The organism is Butyrivibrio sp. DSM 10294 (assembly GCF_028539135.1).
Classification (GTDB): Bacteria; Bacillota; Clostridia; order Lachnospirales; family Lachnospiraceae; genus Butyrivibrio.
In genome coordinates this window covers 66258-81758 of record NZ_JANSWL010000037.1, presented here as the reverse complement: position 1 = coordinate 81758, position 15501 = coordinate 66258, and the positions used below count along the sequence as shown (strand labels likewise).

The following is a 15501-nucleotide window of genomic DNA, read 5'->3' as shown; positions in this document are numbered from 1 at the left end:
TTTTCCTATGGTATAATCTTTTTGTAACGTAATTAAGGAGGTTTTCATGCTGAATATTGCATTGGTTGAAAACGATAACGCAGATGCCAAGCTGTTTACCGATATAGCCAGCTCTTATTTTAATGCAGCAGGTGAGCAGTTTCATATAGAGACCTATACCACCGGTGAAGCTTTCCTTGCAAGCTATCAGGGGCAGTTTCAGATGGTATTCATGGATATTGAGCTGGATGGTATTAACGGCATGGATACCGCCAAAAAGCTAAGACAAAAAGACAATAACGTCATCCTCATCTTCCTGACCAACCTGGCCCACTATGCCATCGCAGGCTATGAGGTTAACGCCATGGATTACATCCTTAAGCCGCTTAAGGCCGATGCCTTCAGGCTTAAGATTCCCAAGGTTCTGGCCCTTGTCCATCAGCAGGACAAAAAGACCATTACGATTCTGTCAAAGGGGCAGCTTCACACCTTCTCAACCGAAGAATTGTACTATGTGGAAGTTCTGTCTCACCGTCTCTACTACCATACGACCCGTGGCGAATACGACGTAAGAGGAACCATTTCCGACGCAGAAGAAGAACTGTACAAATACGATTTCAGAAGATGCAACAACGGATACCTGGTGAACCTTCGCCTTGTCACCGGAATAGAGGGAAATGACGTAAAAGTGGGGCCCCACGTCCTTCCCATCAGCCGCCCCAAACGCAAGCTATTTGTAAATGAACTGACGAATTACCTAGGAGGACAGCTATGATAGCCTTTCACCTTTCACCTTTTATAGTGCTGGTAGAGCTACTCGCCACCACCGGCATACTTCTTTTTTATCAGGAAAAAAGAAAATATTTCCCTCTGAGGCTCATCCTGACCCTCTTTGTTCTTGCCGGTTTTAACTTTCTGTGGGGACTTATCCCGGAGCAATTTGATACTTTTACCTATGTTCTGCAGTTTTTCCTGCTGGTTATCGGTATAACAGTCTGCTTCAAACTGAACTTCCTCTCCGCACTTTTTTGGGGCGCCGCGGGGCTTACCCTTCAGCATATGGGCTATTCTGCCATGACCCTTGTGGGCTCTGTTTTCCAGGATCTGAATTATTCCTTTGGCCTTATTATCGTGGTTTTCATCTTCGTATTTGTGGGTGAATACTTCCTGATCACCAAGAAGATCGGACTGAACTTTGAGCTTAAGGAAAACTATGTCTATCTTACGGCAATCGCACTTGTAGCCATGTTTTCCACCACATTCCTTAATTCCTACAGAATGAACTACGCATCGGATGTAAGACTCATAACCATCACTTCAATTTACTCAATCATCTGTTCTTTTTTGACTCTTGCTCTGCAGCTTGGCTTATTCGAAAAAACCAGGATGGAGCAGGAAGTTCTTGTTCTGGATCAGATAATCGCCAACGACAGACAGCACTACGATGATTCCATGAAGAATATGGAAATGCTTAACATGTATTGCCATGACCTTAAGTATTTCCTTAGAAGAAATGCCGACGAAGTGGGATCCTTTAAGCAACAGGCGGACAAATTCCTTCAGACCTTCGATGCGGAAATTGCCACCTACAACCACGCCCTTGATACGATCCTCACTGAAAAATCTCTGTATTGCAGCAGCCACGATATTCAATTCACCTGTATGGCGGATGGTCAGCTCCTTAGTCACATGGACACCGCGGATGTATACTCGCTCTTTGGTAATCTCCTGTCCAATGCCATAGAAGCGGTCTCTTCCCTGCAAAATAAAGAGCGCCGGATGATCTCGCTGACCATCAGACGCCGCAATGACTTTGTTCATATTTTGATAGAAAACTATTATGACAGCAGGCTTACGTTCAATAACGGACTTCCGGTTTCAACCAAGGAAGATGCACATCTCCACGGCTATGGCTTAAAAAGCGTGCGTTACCTTATTGAGAAATATCACGGTAACCTCACTATCAACGCCGATGAGGATGTTTTCCATGTAAATATCCTGCTTCCACTTAAAGAATCTCTATAGCATCACCGGAATGGATATATTCCAGCTGCCCGCCCATGATGTTTTTCATAGCTTCATAGGCTGTGATTCCTGTACAGTGACAGGTATAGAACTGCGACCTATATGCTGTAAGAGCCTCTGCAGTAGCAGTTATCTCGCGCATCTGCTCCGGTGAGTACTCGGTCTTCTTAACAAGATGAAAGCCGCTGATGGCTATATCCGGCTCCTCACCGTATTTTGCCTTATATGCTTCCATGAAGTTAATAATTCCGTTGTGAGCACAACCTGACAACAGCACAGTTTTGCCCTCTGATTTAATAACAAGCGCTTGTTCATGAGAGAAATCGTCCTGAAGAAATTCATTTTCTCTTTTTATCTTAAGTCTTGAGTTGGTAAAAGGAATGTCTCTCACTCTTTTATCTACAACAAATAATGAGAGTTCGTCATCAATGATGTAATCCCCCTCAACAAATCTTACCTGTGGAAGCTTAGCAATATTCTTATCAATACCAATGTATCTGTAGCCTTCGCTCCCCTCGGAGTAATAATCGCCGGTAGCTCCCCTCTGCATATAAATAGGTGCCTTACTGTTAAGCTCCGCAAAAGGAATTATTCCTCCTGAATGATCATAATGTCCGTGACTTAAGATTGCCACATCCACTGCTGCAAGATCAATTCCCAGTACTCCGGCGTTGGAAAGCGTAACCTCAGAAGGTCCAAAATCCATAAGAAGCCTATGCTCCCCGGTCTCAATGTAAAAAGATAGTCCGTGAGCACAGCTGCAGCCATTATTTCCCTCGGTATTCTCGATAAGATTAACTATTCTCATTTCTTTTTCCTTAATTCACGTACCTTGTCTCTGAGTTCATCGGTGATTCCAATAAGTGGAATACGGTTAACCTCAGGCTGCTCAAATCCGGGCTTTGGCATGAATTTCTTGATTCCAAGAAGAAGTCTTTTTTGGTTGAGGGACAATTTCTCGGCATAGGCCTTAACAAGCAGGTGCTGCCTTGCCTCTGCGTTTTCCTTCTCTTCCATGATCTTCTGCTCAAGGCGTTTGGGTGCGGAAGCTACCATCTCATAGCGCTCCTGGGCCTTTAAATTAAACTCCTCATGCATCTTCTCAACGTTCTTAAGAAGGGCTGACAGGCTGGCCTCGGTAAGAGCGTAATCTGCTCCGAATATCATGGCGAAAATAATGGCAAGAACCTCATAAACAACAGGGCTGACAACGGCATGAACACCTTCAACCGCAGGTATCAGGAACTTAACCACCGCTACTCCCGCAAGTCCGAATGCGATACTCACCGGAACACAGATCCTTCCGTTGATATTAAGAGGAATTGTGCTGTAGTCCCACCATCTGGCGTGGAATCTTTTTTCCAGGATCCAGGAAGTGACATATTCCGCAACGGCGCTTCCGAGATAGCATATGATAAATATCCCCCAGATTGGAAAATCCGGAGAAGACAGAAAATCAAGCAAACTAAATAACGCGGATGTTACAACGACGCAAGATCCATATATTGGACAGATAGGCCCGAACAAAAATCCTCTGTCAGCCCATTTGCGCTCCTTGGCGGAGCAATATATAGACTCCCATACCCATCCAAGAAAACTGTAAAAAACAAATTCTACAAAATACTGTGCGATTATCATCAGACTCTCCTATATACACATATTAAAGGTTAAGAATTTCCTTGATTTCTTGCAGATTTTTAATCTCATAGTCGATTCTTACGTCTCTGTCCAGCGGAAGTCCCTTTGGATTGTACCAGCAGCACTTGATACCTGCATTATTACCTCCTAGAATATCGCTGGTAAGCGAATCTCCTATTATTATCATCTCATCCTGCTTTATGGGTCCAAGGTATTTGCCCTCTGAATATGGCAGGTCGCTCTCATGCTCCTTGAGCCATTTATCAATCTCGGCAAAGCAGGGTGCGAAAAAATCTACGGAAGGCTTCTCTGCACCTATTTCCTCGGAAATAAACTTAAGATCGAAGATCTTGTCAAATCCTGAGTTTCCAAGCTTACCGGTCTGGGCCTTCTTGGTTCCGTTTGAGGCCATGCACTGAAGAATCTTACCTTTATAACCTGCAAGAAGCTCATAAGAATTATCCCTAAAGCAGATCGTCTCACCCAGAAGCACCTGATATCTGTCATTAAATGCCGCTGCTATGGAAGTATCCATTCCAAGAAGTGCAAAGAACTCACGAAAGCGCCCCTCAAGAACCTCTTGTTTCTCCATCTCGCCGCGCTCAAGGGCCTGCCAGCGCCTTCTGTTTATCACCATGTACTCCTGTAGCATTTCCTTGGTAAACTCTCCCAATCCGAATTCACGAAAATCGGTCGAAAGAGCCTCCCACTCAGCCACGTCAAAATCCAAAAGTGTGTTATCCAAATCCCAAAGTACTGCTCTTATCATAAAATCTCCTTACTTCTGACTATTGTTTAAGTATAATACAAAGACCAAAAAATGAAAAACTCACATCAAAAAATGATTTGACGTGAGTTAATTTGGTATGTATATTATAATGGTTTTGTATTCTTAAGGGAGGCTTAAATTTTTTTGTGCTATGACAAAGGGGTCAATTACAAAAAATCTGGTGACGTTTGCCATTCCGCTGTTTTTCGGGCAACTCCTTCAGCAGCTGTACAATGTTGTTGATTCTGTTGTTGTAGGCAACGTACTTGGAAAAGAAGCTCTGGCTGCGGTTAGTACAACCGGTAGCCTTATTTTTCTTATGGTCGGATTTATCAACGGCCTGTTCATGGGTAACAGCGTTATCATCGGTAAGAGCTATGGCGCTAAGGATTATAAGAGCGTAGAAGTGGCAACTCACACAGGGATAACATTTGCTATTATAATGGGACTTGTAATGACGGTATGGGGCTATTTCTTTACCCCTATCCTTCTTGGATGGATGGGAACTCCTGCCGATGTTATGCAGAATTCGGTTTTGTATTTCAAGATATATTTCCTGGGAGGCCTTGGAAACATCCTCTACAGCGCCTGCTGTGGTGTTTTTCAGGCTATGGGCGATTCCAAGCGTCCCCTGCACTACCTGATGGTTAGTACGGTTCTCAATACTATTCTCGATATCACCTTCGTTAAATTCCTTGGATTTGGCATTGGCGGAGCCGCCTTCGCAACTATTATCGCACAGTTTGTCAGTGCCTTTTTGGCATTTTCAAAGCTTACAAGAGTGGATGGCCCGCATAGGATCTACATCCGCAAGCTAAGGATCAACAAGGACGTCCTTGCCAGGGAGCTTCGGATCGGTTTCCCTACAGGAATCCAGAACAGCGTTATAGCTATAGGAAACGTTGTGGTTCAGTCCAATATCAACGCCTTCGGCTCCGTCGCCATGGCGGCCTGCGGCAGTTACTTTAAGCTCGAGGGCTTTGTATTCCTGCCTATAACCTGCATGTGCATGGCTCTTACCACCTTCGTAAGCCAGAATCTTGGCGCCGGTGAGATTGACAGAGTCAAGAAGGGAAGCATTATCGGAAGTGCCATCAGTATCGGCTGCGCAGAACTTATTGGCGTTCTTGTCTATATTTATGCACCTGTTTTCCTCAGGATGTTTTCCAATGAGGAGGTTGTTCTTGGCATAGGCACTACCCAGGCAAGGACCGAGAGCCTGTTCTTCTGTCTGTTAGCCCTTAGCCACTGCCTCGCAGGAATCTACCGAGGAGCCGGCAAGACAACCATTCCCATGATTGTTATGCTCTCCAGCTGGTGTCTTCTTAGAATTACCTATATCACCATAATCGTCAGGATCATTCCTGTGGTTAATGTGATATTCTGGGCTTATCCACTGACCTGGTCAGTTAGCTCCATCGTATTTATTATCTATTATTTCAAAGGAAAATGGCTCCGGGTCGGAACAGCAGTCTGATTCCCGGCCAAGAGCCATATGATTTAATAACACTTACTATTTTCTGAGAAAAAGTACCTTTTTTAACAGCTCTGTGGTCTTTTCCTTGCCGAATTTCTGAACAAATACGTCGGTTGCAGGGCCTCCGTTGTTCAAAAGGCCGTCCACGTAATAGTCAATTTTCTTAGCTTTGGCATCGTAGTCCGTAACCTTTGGTGCATCAATCTCAAGAAAAGTCTTATAGTACTCTCTGCAGATCTCATCAAAGGTCTCGGTATCTGCCTTTTTTCCCTGATAGCTCACTGTTTCCGGAAGTCTGACATCGTCGTACCAGGCAGGTTTTGCTTCCTCAGTAAATACGTATTTAAGATTCTTTTCCTTGATGGGATGAAGCTTATCCAGAGAGGTCTTTTCGACCATAGTATCGTAGAACTCAAGCATTGCCTTATCTTTTCCAAAGGCGAATATCCTGTCATAAGAAAAAAGAGGTAGATCAATAACAATTGGATTGATAATGAGCGTATCCATGCGAAGAAGTCCAAAGAATCCCTTCGCCACCATAGTGGAAACGTACCCCAATCCTTCTGCTTCATAGGAGTTCATGGTGAAGGTCATCCCCTTGACCTTGAGCCCGGAGAACCCCTGAGATCCAAGCTCTTTTAATTTGTGCTTCCCATTGATGATTTCAAGCAATTTGTCCATACTGCCTCCCAACAATTATGTAGTAATAGAATGCCTTGATTCAAACCAAGTATCATTATATTACAAATATATGGGAAATAGTCATTTTTACTGCTCAAAATCCCTGTTCATCCAGAAATTCATTAACGATCTGCTCATACCTGTCAGGTGAAGCGAATCGTGACATTGCATGTCCTGCTCCTTCAAAAAGTTCAATCCGCTTATATCCCTTTTGAGCTTCGTAGATGCGTCTTGCATTATCCGGAACAATGAAGTCATCCGCTTCGCCATGCATGATAAGTAGTGGCACTTCATTATCGGTGATTGCTGTTTCCGGCTTGACGCTTGTAAAGAAGTACCCATAGATAATACCGGCTGCAACAGAGGCAAAATACACAAGAAAAGGCGGCAAATGCATATTTTTAAGGCCAACCTTCTGCACATTGATAATGTCCGCAAAGCCGCAGTCTTCTACCGCAAAGGCAACATCCGGTTTGTATCTTAACGCAGAGATCGTAGAAGCGGCTCCAAGAGACTCTCCATGTAGTCCAAGAAGAATGTCCTTACCGTATCGCTCCCTTGTATCCCTTATAACACACAGAAGGTCCCGACATTCTTTTTTACTGAAAGTACATATATGTTTCCTGCCGATGCGTGCCGGCATCTTCGTGCTGTCACCAAACAGATTCTCGCCGTGTCCCCTCAGATCATAGATGATGCAGTCGTAACCTCTCTTGATGAATATGGGAACATACTTAAGTGCTCCGTGCCTGGTTGATGAAAATCCATGGGTAAGAATTACAAAATGCTTCCCATCCCCGCATTCCGACTTGATATGCTCAGCATGAAGAACATAGCCCTCATAACCATTTATAGTATATGGAGTGCCCTTACCTATAAATGCAGCTCCCTGTGGATCATCTTTTCTCTCTATTTCGGCAGTCTCCTCAAGACTACAACGCTTGCCTCTTACAGCATATGCCGCCAGAGCATAGGCCACAGCTATAATCAGGACTGTTATAATAACAGCAATTATCATAATCTACTCCCTTCATTTCGCCTACTTAACAATAAGAGCCTGACCTTGATAAGATCAGACTCTTTGGTCACAAATTACTTATATACTGCGACAGGTCTTATCGCTCCTTGCCATAGAAGAATAATCCCAACATATCAGGTCCAACATGGGCACCTGAAAATGGCTCGTGCTGAGCTATTGTAACAGGTACATTAGGAGTAATCTCCAGAACCAGATCCCTTAGGAGTTTTGCATCCTCAAGGCAGTCACCGTGGGAGATGCATACCTGCTGATCCGGTATATCCATCACCTTCTCCTCATATTTCTTAGCAAGAGTACGTATCGCCTGACTGCGGCCTCTTGCCTTGACGCAGGATACGATGTGTCCTGTATGATCTCCGTAGAGAATCGGCTTGATATTAAGAACATTACCGATTGTTGAAGCTACGCCGCTGACTCTGCCGGTTCTTCTAAGGAAATTCAGATCTCCTACAGTAAAATACTGGCACATATGAGGAACATCCTCGTCAAGAAGCCTTGCCGCTTCTCTTACATCAGTTCCGTTCTTGGCAAGCTTCGCCCCTCGAACAGCGAGAATTCCGTTGCCAAATCCGCAGCCATGGGAATCCACAATATGAATGAATCTGTCCGGAAACTCCTCCATAAGCTCTTCCGCAGCAATTCTGGCTGCATTATAGGTTCCGCTGATACCCGAACTCATGGAAATATAGATAATATCCTGTCCCTCTTCGAGAGCAGGTCTAAAAGAAGTCTCAAATAAATGTGAATTCAAAAGAGAGGTCTTAGCAACCTTCCCATTACGTAAATCCTCATAAAATGCATGACCATCAAAATGATCAATATCTCCTGAATATGTCTGTGGAATATCATCCAATAAATACTCATTCGGAATAAGCCTGATGCCTTCAAGCATATCCTTAGGAAGGTTCGCACAACCATCTGCGAACACCACAAAACTAAAGCCCATAAAAAACCTCCACTTTAAGCAATAATAACTAAGTATAACACAATTAATTAACTGCTGCTTTAAGTATTTTTTTGTTCTCGTACATAGCAACGTCAGCTCTTTCAAAAACGTTGGCTACATTTCTGTCCCCTTGATAGCGAGCCATTCCGCCTCCATGACTCCGATTATGGGATCACACCATCTTGCAAGTGCCTCCTCATCGCTTACTTTGCCATTGGCAGCACGAATAATAGGCTGGTTATACACCTGTATCCAGCCTTCCTTAAGCGTTCTGTCAAAATTCTCCAGAACGTACTCTCTATCATCATCATTGATTGGGGGGATGTAGTTTCTCTGAAATTTGCCCATGCACTAACCCTCAACGGATATAAGTAATAGCAATTTGCGTATTTCGGCACATTCCCATACTATATTATACTGCATTTAGACATTTTTTTATTAGATTTTTTTTATGAATACTTTATATGGGAAACAGATATTAGTCACAATTATGGTATAAGATATTCACCATATATGGAGGACAATGCCAATGGAGAATATCAGACCCTCAGATAACGATTACATTAAGAATTCATCAAAAAAGGTGATTGAGACCGTCAATTACAACGGAAAATATGTTGATGTCACGACCATCAGAAACAGGATCATATCCATGTCCATTGGAATTATTGCCCTTGTTTCCGTCGCAGTACTTATTTTTCTGTAAGAAACATGCGCCAATACGTGCATATAAAAAAGCTCTTATCCCAAGGATAAGAGCTTTTAATAATTCGCGTTATTTTTTAGTTCCAGGCTTTTCGCCCTCCTGAAGCTTCTTGATGCCCTCAATTGCCGTTTTGTATATCATTGCCATATGTCTTGAAGCCGGATCACTCATATCACATTTATTTTGCATCAGCTTAAAATGCTGTAATGCTTCATCGATCACACTCTTCGAAATAACATATCCGTCACAATACAAAGTACCGGTTTCAGGATCAAATCTGGATTCCTCAAACCTCGTCTTAGCATAATCTCCCGCACCCATACTTGCTGCCAGCTGATTAATAAGATCACTTCTAGAGTCCGCCATATAAACCTCCTTTTGGGGTTCAACCTCTCATTAGCTAAGGATAATTATATCATACGGACAGCCGGGCAAATATTAAATGAGTTTAAAAAATTTTGAAAGACGTTGAAAAAAACACAAAATATCATAAGTTCTTGACCAGTGTAAGCACATTCTTACCATCAAGTCTCTGATATTTCATATCATCCATGGTTTTTTTCACCATAAAAATACCAAGCCCGCCGATTTCTCTCTCTTCTGCGGACAAGGATACGTCAGGATCTTCCTTTGCAAGAGGATCATAAGGAATACCCTCATCTATAAACGTAATTACAGCCCGATCAGGATTATCTTCGTGACTGATCCTGATCACGGCATCTCCCGTGCCGGATTCGTAGGCGTAGCTGGCTATGTTCACGAAGATCTCTTCCACAGCTACATCCAGCTGTATCTGAATCTTCATTGAACATCCCATGCTCTCTAATTGCTCATCCAAAAAGGCTGTAACCCTGTCAAGATTGTCAGTTTTAGCTTCAACAATGAGCTCTTTCATTATTCTCTGCCTTTTATTCAATATTGAGAATGTCAACGAATCCTGTTACTTCAAATATCTCATTGATCTCTTCGCTTACGTTCTTAACCACCATATTACCCTGCTTATTCATAACCTTCTGAGCAGACAGAAGAACACGAAGTCCGGCTGAAGAAATGTACTCAAGCTTTGCCAGGTCAAAAGTAAGAGCATTTACGCCCTCAAGCGCAGTCTTAAGCTCGTCATCAAGAGCCGGTGCTGTAGTTGTGTCAAGTCTTCCCTCCAGACCGATTGTAAGAGCGTTTCCGTTAAGTGTTTTGTTGATTGTCATTTTTTCTCTCCTCTCATAGATAATCTCTGCCAAGCTATCATTTACCGCTTAATTCGCAGATAATTGTCATCTCGACAATATTCCTTTGTACGCCCACCTTTACATCTTTCGCAAGATTGGCCACTATTGACTTCTCAAGCTCATCCCAGGCCTCTTTGGCCGCAACGTTATCTTCTGCCTCTTCCTCCAGGGACGTTCTGTAATCGTACAAAGACCAGGCAAGCGCCGAGTCACCTATAACATCAACGCTTCCACCCATTCCCATTGTACCATAATCAATGTAACCACCGCCATATTCCTGCTGAAGTTTCATGACATTATCGTAATTAAGAAGGCCATTCTCAATGATTTCTGCAATTTTACCCATTAAGCCCTTGGCCTTGGCGTTGGTTTTCTCCGTAGAAACCTCTATAAGTTCCTTTTTACGGTTAATATCGATATCCTCGGCCTTGACCGTAACATCGATGCTCACTGTCTTCTCATCATCCTTATTAAGCTTAATGGCAGCGTCATAATCCCCCGCCATTGCCCTCAGCATCCCAAGGGTCTCCTCCACCAGAAGCCTTACATGAAGGCTGTCTTTTTTGGCAAGATTAAAACCTTCAATCTGTTCATCGATCCTGTCGAAGGAAATGTTCTGTTTCTTTTCGTCTCCCATGATTAACCTCCTAAAAATGTAACCCTATATCACAGCTGCTGATTCTCAACAAGTTCATAGAAGCTTCCTCTTAGCTCCATAAGCTCATCATAAGTCCCTTCTTCTATGATATTTCCTTCAGAAAGAACCATTATCCTGTTACAGTTCCTTATGGTGGAAAGCCTGTGCGCCACTACTATTCTCGTACATTTCAGATTATCAAGAGCATCCGAAATTTTCTTCTGAGTAATATTATCCAACGCACTGGTTGCTTCGTCAAATATTAGTATCTTTGGCTTTGACGCTATAGCCCTTGCAATCAGTATCCTTTGTTTCTGCCCTCCGGATATGCCGCCCTGCCCTTCTGCAATGACGGTATTCATACCCATAGGCATCGATTTAATATCATCTGCTATGCCTGCAATCTCAGCTGCTTCCCAGGCTTCCTCCTCGGTAAGGTTGTCTGAGGCAACCGCAATGTTCTCAAATATGTTCCCGAAAAAGAGCTTGCCATCCTGCAGTACGCTTCCTATTTTCCTTCGAAGTGCCTGGATATTCACTCTGCTGATGTCCATACCATCGATATACACAGCGCCCTTCCGGGGCTTCTCAAAGCCAAGAATAAGGCGGATCAGGGTTGATTTGCCGCAGCCTGTCTTTCCTACGATAGCTACATAATCTCCCGGCCTTATCTTCAGCGAAAAGTCGTTCAGCAGATAGGGTTCGTTGTCTGAATACCTGAAGGAAACCCTGTTGAACTCAATTGACCCTGACAGGCGCTTAATAACTCCCCTGTTTTCCTTTATCTCCGGCTCTGCCTTAAGAATCGGCTCCGCCAGTTCAAATACAGGCCTTATCTCAGCCAGAGACAGGGACACCTTAGCCATTTGGGAAAAGGCCTCGGCAACAAAGCCGTATACAATCGTAAACGCATAGAAATTGGCTGCCTTCACTCCCGCCTTAATGGCCAGATAATACAGCACAATGGTTCCGGTCAGCGATATCGCCATATTTATTACTTTGTTGAGTTTAAGGAACAGTGGCGGGTTATAAGTAAGACTTGCCTGCTCCGCATACTCCGATGCCCATTTGGCAAAAGCTCTTTTCTCGGCACCTGCCAGTCTTATTTTCTGAATTCCGCTTATAAGCGCATAGGTAAGACCATATTCGCTTGCCGCCAGCTCCATCTGCTTTTTGGTTACCTTCATCTGCACCAGAGTGGATATGATATTGTGCAATATCGTAACAAAAGTTATTAGAAGCGCCGGTACCACCAGCAAAGGAGTTATCGTGAAAATCTGTAGCACATACATCAGTGCGATAATCGAAGTAATACCCATGCTAAACAGGTCCCTGATGATCATCTCGCATATCGCACTGACGCTCCCTGCCCTTATGGTCAGTTCGCCTGCACTGTAATCCCTGAAAAAAGCTGTAGGGAGCGAAAGTATCCTGTGAATGACCGCTCCTTCCACCGGAATCGTAACTTTCCATTTAACTCTGGCGGTAATGACTTTTTTAACCGAATCCAGAATATTCGACAAAAGCTCGGCACTTGCTATTGCAATCGCCAGAACCAGAAGTAGATTAATGCTCTTTTCCTCAAGAACCATAGAGGTCATAACCAGGGATAACTGAGGCGTCACCATGCTGATGCCGGTAGCTATAAGGGTTACCAGAATGAAAAAAACAACATCATAGGAAGAAACGCAGCTTTTCATATAACTTACAAGTTCAGATATGCCCAGTTTCTTTAAGGGAAGCGGATTATAAAAGCAGTAGGCAGTTTCATCAAGAAGATCCAGCCGCTTTTTGTTTATCACAACCCTTTTGCCGGTCTCTCTGTCATAGAAATAGTAACCGGTAAAACCTATCGGAAACAGTACTACCGGATCTCCTGTCCCTCGCAAAAGAGTAAGCAGCGGGCCAAAGCTGTCCAGATACCACCTGCCTTCTAACGTGATCTTCCTCTTCATCATTCCCACGGAATTGGTACAAAAGTCTATCTTTTTGTTAAAATCCGTGATATACGCAGGAATTGCCACAGACTTATGCCCGTAAAAAGCAAAAATGTCCTCCAGCGCTGATTCCAGGGTATATTTGTGGTCGGTACGCCCTGAACCGGTCCTGTCTCCGAGAACCTTGCGGCTAAGCTTTTCAAAGGAACTCTTATAGAGCTCCTCATCGTTTTTATTCCGTTGTCTTATCTGATCGTCAAAAAAGCCCACCCGGTCTATGCTCCTTCACTTGATACCAGTTGTTTGTAATATCCGTCTTGTTCCAATAGTGCGGCATGGGTACCGCTCTCGGTTATTTTACCTTTGTTTAGAACTATGATATTGTCACAGTCTTTTATGGTGGATACGCGATGCGCAATAATAATAAGTGTTATTCCACGCTGCTTGATTGCCTCTATCACATCCTTCTCAGTCATGGCATCCAGAGCACTGGTGGCCTCATCCAGGATTATTACAGACGGATCCATCGCAAGAACTCTGGCTATTTCAAGCCTCTGCCTCTGTCCTCCCGACAGGTCCTTTCCCCCTTCTGTCAGAACATGCTGATAACCGCCGCTCTTTTGCATTATGTCATCATGAACCTGGGCATCTCTTGCCGCCAGGATCACTTCAAAATCTTCGATGGAGGAATCCCACATTTTAATATTGTTCTCGATGGTATCGGCAAAAATCGTGATCTCCTGATCAACCACCGCCAAGGAGCCCGTAAATACCCCCCTGTCGATCTCTTCAATCCTTTTCCCGTCAAAAAGTATTTCGCCGCCCCAGGGCTTATACAAGCCTGATATAAGCCTGGATATTGTCGATTTGCCGCTTCCGCTGCTACCAACTATGGCTATCCGCTGCCCCTTCTCGATCTTCAGCGAAAAATCATCTATTATTGGGGCTGAAAGCCTGGAATAACCGAATGAAACATTCTTTATCTCGATATTTCCCGAAAGCTTGTCATGATTATCCCCCGGACTTATAAACTCCCTGACAGCGCATTCGTCATCGGGGTAATTCATAACATCATCTATTCTCTCCATCCTGGCCCGCATCTCCTGAAGATCTGCCCCGGCATTCATTATTGTCTGAGCAGGCTCCATAAAGTTGCCCATGATACCCTGAAACGAAGAGATCATACCTATTGTGAATTCCCCCTTCATAGTCAGGTACACGCCTATAAACAGCACCATATGATTGGCCAGCGCAGCGATATATGTGGGAATTCCGCCCATATATGCGTTTATTCTAAGTGCTGCTACTTCTTTATCATCATATTCAGCCTTAATATCAGACCATTTGGAGAAAAAACCGTTCTCTGCACCGCTTCCCTTAATGGTCTCGATCATGCTTATTCCGGAAATAGTGGCGGTTTCAAGTTTACCCTTGTCCACCAGCATTCCCCTTGTCACATTCTCTTTTTTTATAGATACAGCCCTGGTGATCGACACATTGATAACCACCGTTATTATACCAATAGCCGCCAGAACCATTGATTTTCTGACCATGATTATCAGGTAAAATACCATCATAATGCAGTTCAGATACAGCGGAGCCAGCGTATTTACCATTGTCTTGGCTATTACTTCATTGGTGGAAAGACGCATGAGAAGGTCTCCCGAAGTCCTCTGAGAAAAGAATTCCATTGGCATCATCAGAATCTTCCATAGAAAAGAAGTGCTTCCGTTAACCGCAAGCTTGCCGTCAATCTTAAGGGATTTGACCGAATTCACCCACTGTGCGGCAATTTGAACAATAGCAAATAGTATTAAAAAGATCATCAGAACTTCAAAATGCTCATTTTTTCTTCCCGTCAGGAATTCATCTATAACATTCTCCCTGATAAGAGGATTAATAATGGTAAAGACATAGGATAGAATTGCCATAACAGTCGTAAAAATAACTGCTCCTGCAGCTCCTTTAAGGCGCTCCCCGGCGTAGTCCCAGGTACTTTTTCTCTTGCCACCCTTCTCGAACTGCTCCGTCGGCTCAAATACCATAGCGACTCCCGTATAGGATTTCTCGAACTCTTTTGCGGAGACAACCACATTGCCCCTTGCAGGATCGCATAAATAGGCTTTCTCTCCTTTGAATCCCTCCAGCACTACGAAATGATTGTATTCCCAGTGTATTATGCACGGAAAAGAGCCCCCTTCCCTTATGGAAGAAGGCGGAATTCTGTAGCCTGTGGCCTTAAGCCCATATTTTCTGGCAGCGATCAGTATATTTTTCGCATTGGAGCCGTCTCTTGATACTCCGCAATCTATACGAAGCTGTTCCAGCGCAACCCACCTGCCGTAGTACGCCAATATCATGGCAAGTGCAGCAGCTCCGCATTCCAGCGCCTCCATCTGCATCACTACCGGAACCTTGACCCTGCTTTTTTTCTTCACCAA

At 43.9% G+C, this 15501-nt stretch carries 17 protein-coding genes; 4 read left to right on the top strand and 13 right to left on the bottom strand.

Translation table 11 applies throughout. The annotated features are described in order from the left end of the window. The first annotated feature begins 46 nt into the window (after positions 1-46). Both NXH67_RS02135 and NXH67_RS02130 read left to right on the top strand, forming a co-directional pair. Positions 47-754 (top strand): LytR/AlgR family response regulator transcription factor, encoded by a 708-nt coding sequence (locus NXH67_RS02135; RefSeq protein WP_272796210.1) that lies wholly within the window; start codon positions 47-49, stop codon positions 752-754. Further along, complete coding sequence (locus NXH67_RS02130) at positions 751-2004, top strand: ATP-binding protein (protein ID WP_022778389.1); 1254 nt, start codon at positions 751-753, stop codon at positions 2002-2004. Before NXH67_RS02135 ends, NXH67_RS02130 begins: the two co-directional genes overlap by 4 nt. Here NXH67_RS02130 and NXH67_RS02125 read toward each other — a convergent pair. Genes NXH67_RS02125 through NXH67_RS02115 form a run of 3 tightly spaced genes read right to left on the bottom strand, consistent with a single transcriptional unit; the run spans position 1988 to position 4411 of the window. After that, positions 1988-2812 (bottom strand): MBL fold metallo-hydrolase, encoded by an 825-nt coding sequence (locus NXH67_RS02125; protein ID WP_272796209.1) that lies wholly within the window; start codon positions 2810-2812, stop codon positions 1988-1990. The two genes, NXH67_RS02130 and NXH67_RS02125, sit on opposite strands and share 17 nt — an antisense overlap. Next, positions 2809-3642, bottom strand: a complete 834-nt coding sequence (locus tag NXH67_RS02120) for a putative ABC transporter permease (RefSeq protein ID WP_022778387.1) — start codon at positions 3640-3642, stop codon at positions 2809-2811. The genes NXH67_RS02125 and NXH67_RS02120 overlap by 4 nt, the downstream gene beginning before the upstream one ends. 22 nt (positions 3643-3664) lie before the next feature. Further along, positions 3665-4411, bottom strand: coding sequence for an HAD hydrolase-like protein (locus NXH67_RS02115; RefSeq protein ID WP_272796208.1), 747 nt, complete (start codon positions 4409-4411; stop codon positions 3665-3667). A gap of 151 nt (positions 4412-4562) precedes the next feature. On the opposite strand from NXH67_RS02115, the gene NXH67_RS02110 reads away from it, so the two are divergent. Beyond that, on the top strand, positions 4563-5888 hold the full coding sequence (locus tag NXH67_RS02110; RefSeq protein ID WP_022778385.1) for an MATE family efflux transporter: 1326 nt from the start codon (positions 4563-4565) through the stop codon (positions 5886-5888). A 36-nt stretch (positions 5889-5924) separates the two neighbouring features. Here NXH67_RS02110 and NXH67_RS02105 read toward each other — a convergent pair whose 3' ends face one another. The 4 genes from NXH67_RS02105 to NXH67_RS02090 form a co-directional block, all read right to left on the bottom strand. Further along, positions 5925-6569, bottom strand: coding sequence for a hypothetical protein (locus NXH67_RS02105; protein ID WP_272796207.1), 645 nt, complete (start codon positions 6567-6569; stop codon positions 5925-5927). A gap of 94 nt (positions 6570-6663) precedes the next feature. Continuing rightward, positions 6664-7587 carry an alpha/beta hydrolase gene (locus NXH67_RS02100; RefSeq protein ID WP_272796206.1) on the bottom strand — a complete coding sequence of 308 codons (924 nt, stop codon included), beginning with the start codon at positions 7585-7587 and terminating at the stop codon, positions 6664-6666. 97 nt (positions 7588-7684) lie between these two features. Next, the gene (locus NXH67_RS02095; protein WP_022778382.1) at positions 7685-8554 is read right to left on the bottom strand and encodes a DegV family protein; all 870 of its coding nucleotides are present in this window, start codon (positions 8552-8554) and stop codon (positions 7685-7687) included. 114 nt (positions 8555-8668) lie between these two features. Beyond that, complete coding sequence (locus NXH67_RS02090) at positions 8669-8902, bottom strand: hypothetical protein (RefSeq protein ID WP_272796205.1); 234 nt, start codon at positions 8900-8902, stop codon at positions 8669-8671. Between the two features lie 181 nt (positions 8903-9083). On the opposite strand from NXH67_RS02090, the gene NXH67_RS02085 reads away from it, so the two are divergent. Then, positions 9084-9260 (top strand): hypothetical protein, encoded by a 177-nt coding sequence (locus NXH67_RS02085; RefSeq protein ID WP_022778380.1) that lies wholly within the window; start codon positions 9084-9086, stop codon positions 9258-9260. Between the two features lie 69 nt (positions 9261-9329). On the opposite strand, the gene NXH67_RS02080 is transcribed toward NXH67_RS02085, so the two are convergent. The 6 genes from NXH67_RS02080 to NXH67_RS02055 all read right to left on the bottom strand — a co-directional run bounded on the left by NXH67_RS02080 (position 9330) and on the right by NXH67_RS02055 (position 15498). Then, entirely contained in the window at positions 9330-9626 is a 297-nt protein-coding gene (locus NXH67_RS02080; RefSeq protein WP_022778379.1) for a hypothetical protein, read from the bottom strand. Between the two features lie 121 nt (positions 9627-9747). Beyond that, positions 9748-10155 (bottom strand): ATP-binding protein, encoded by a 408-nt coding sequence (locus NXH67_RS02075; RefSeq protein WP_272796204.1) that lies wholly within the window; start codon positions 10153-10155, stop codon positions 9748-9750. 13 nt (positions 10156-10168) lie between these two features. Further along, a complete protein-coding gene (locus NXH67_RS02070; RefSeq protein ID WP_022778377.1) occupies positions 10169-10465 on the bottom strand; it encodes an STAS domain-containing protein in 297 nt (98 codons plus the stop codon). 37 nt (positions 10466-10502) lie between these two features. Next, a complete protein-coding gene (locus NXH67_RS02065) occupies positions 10503-11123 on the bottom strand; it encodes a hypothetical protein (RefSeq protein WP_272796203.1) in 621 nt (206 codons plus the stop codon). Positions 11124-11152: 29 nt separating this feature from the next. Further along, the gene (locus tag NXH67_RS02060) at positions 11153-13330 is read right to left on the bottom strand and encodes an ATP-binding cassette domain-containing protein (protein WP_272796202.1); all 2178 of its coding nucleotides are present in this window, start codon (positions 13328-13330) and stop codon (positions 11153-11155) included. Between the two features lie 5 nt (positions 13331-13335). Next, on the bottom strand, positions 13336-15498 hold the full coding sequence (locus NXH67_RS02055; RefSeq protein WP_272796201.1) for an NHLP family bacteriocin export ABC transporter peptidase/permease/ATPase subunit: 2163 nt from the start codon (positions 15496-15498) through the stop codon (positions 13336-13338). Positions 15499-15501: the final 3 nt, after the last annotated feature.

Coding starts and splice junctions, on each gene's coding strand:
- NXH67_RS02135 (WP_272796210.1), top strand. CDS start 47: ATGCTGAATATTGCATTGGTTGAAAACGATAACGCAGATGCCAAGCTG.
- NXH67_RS02130 (WP_022778389.1), top strand. CDS start 751: ATGATAGCCTTTCACCTTTCACCTTTTATAGTGCTGGTAGAGCTACTC.
- NXH67_RS02125 (WP_272796209.1), bottom strand. CDS start 2,812: ATGAGAATAGTTAATCTTATCGAGAATACCGAGGGAAATAATGGCTGC.
- NXH67_RS02120 (WP_022778387.1), bottom strand. CDS start 3,642: ATGATAATCGCACAGTATTTTGTAGAATTTGTTTTTTACAGTTTTCTT.
- NXH67_RS02115 (WP_272796208.1), bottom strand. CDS start 4,411: ATGATAAGAGCAGTACTTTGGGATTTGGATAACACACTTTTGGATTTT.
- NXH67_RS02110 (WP_022778385.1), top strand. CDS start 4,563: ATGACAAAGGGGTCAATTACAAAAAATCTGGTGACGTTTGCCATTCCG.
- NXH67_RS02105 (WP_272796207.1), bottom strand. CDS start 6,569: ATGGACAAATTGCTTGAAATCATCAATGGGAAGCACAAATTAAAAGAG.
- NXH67_RS02100 (WP_272796206.1), bottom strand. CDS start 7,587: ATGATAATTGCTGTTATTATAACAGTCCTGATTATAGCTGTGGCCTAT.
- NXH67_RS02095 (WP_022778382.1), bottom strand. CDS start 8,554: ATGGGCTTTAGTTTTGTGGTGTTCGCAGATGGTTGTGCGAACCTTCCT.
- NXH67_RS02090 (WP_272796205.1), bottom strand. CDS start 8,902: ATGGGCAAATTTCAGAGAAACTACATCCCCCCAATCAATGATGATGAT.
- NXH67_RS02085 (WP_022778380.1), top strand. CDS start 9,084: ATGGAGAATATCAGACCCTCAGATAACGATTACATTAAGAATTCATCA.
- NXH67_RS02080 (WP_022778379.1), bottom strand. CDS start 9,626: ATGGCGGACTCTAGAAGTGATCTTATTAATCAGCTGGCAGCAAGTATG.
- NXH67_RS02075 (WP_272796204.1), bottom strand. CDS start 10,155: ATGAAAGAGCTCATTGTTGAAGCTAAAACTGACAATCTTGACAGGGTT.
- NXH67_RS02070 (WP_022778377.1), bottom strand. CDS start 10,465: ATGACAATCAACAAAACACTTAACGGAAACGCTCTTACAATCGGTCTG.
- NXH67_RS02065 (WP_272796203.1), bottom strand. CDS start 11,123: ATGGGAGACGAAAAGAAACAGAACATTTCCTTCGACAGGATCGATGAA.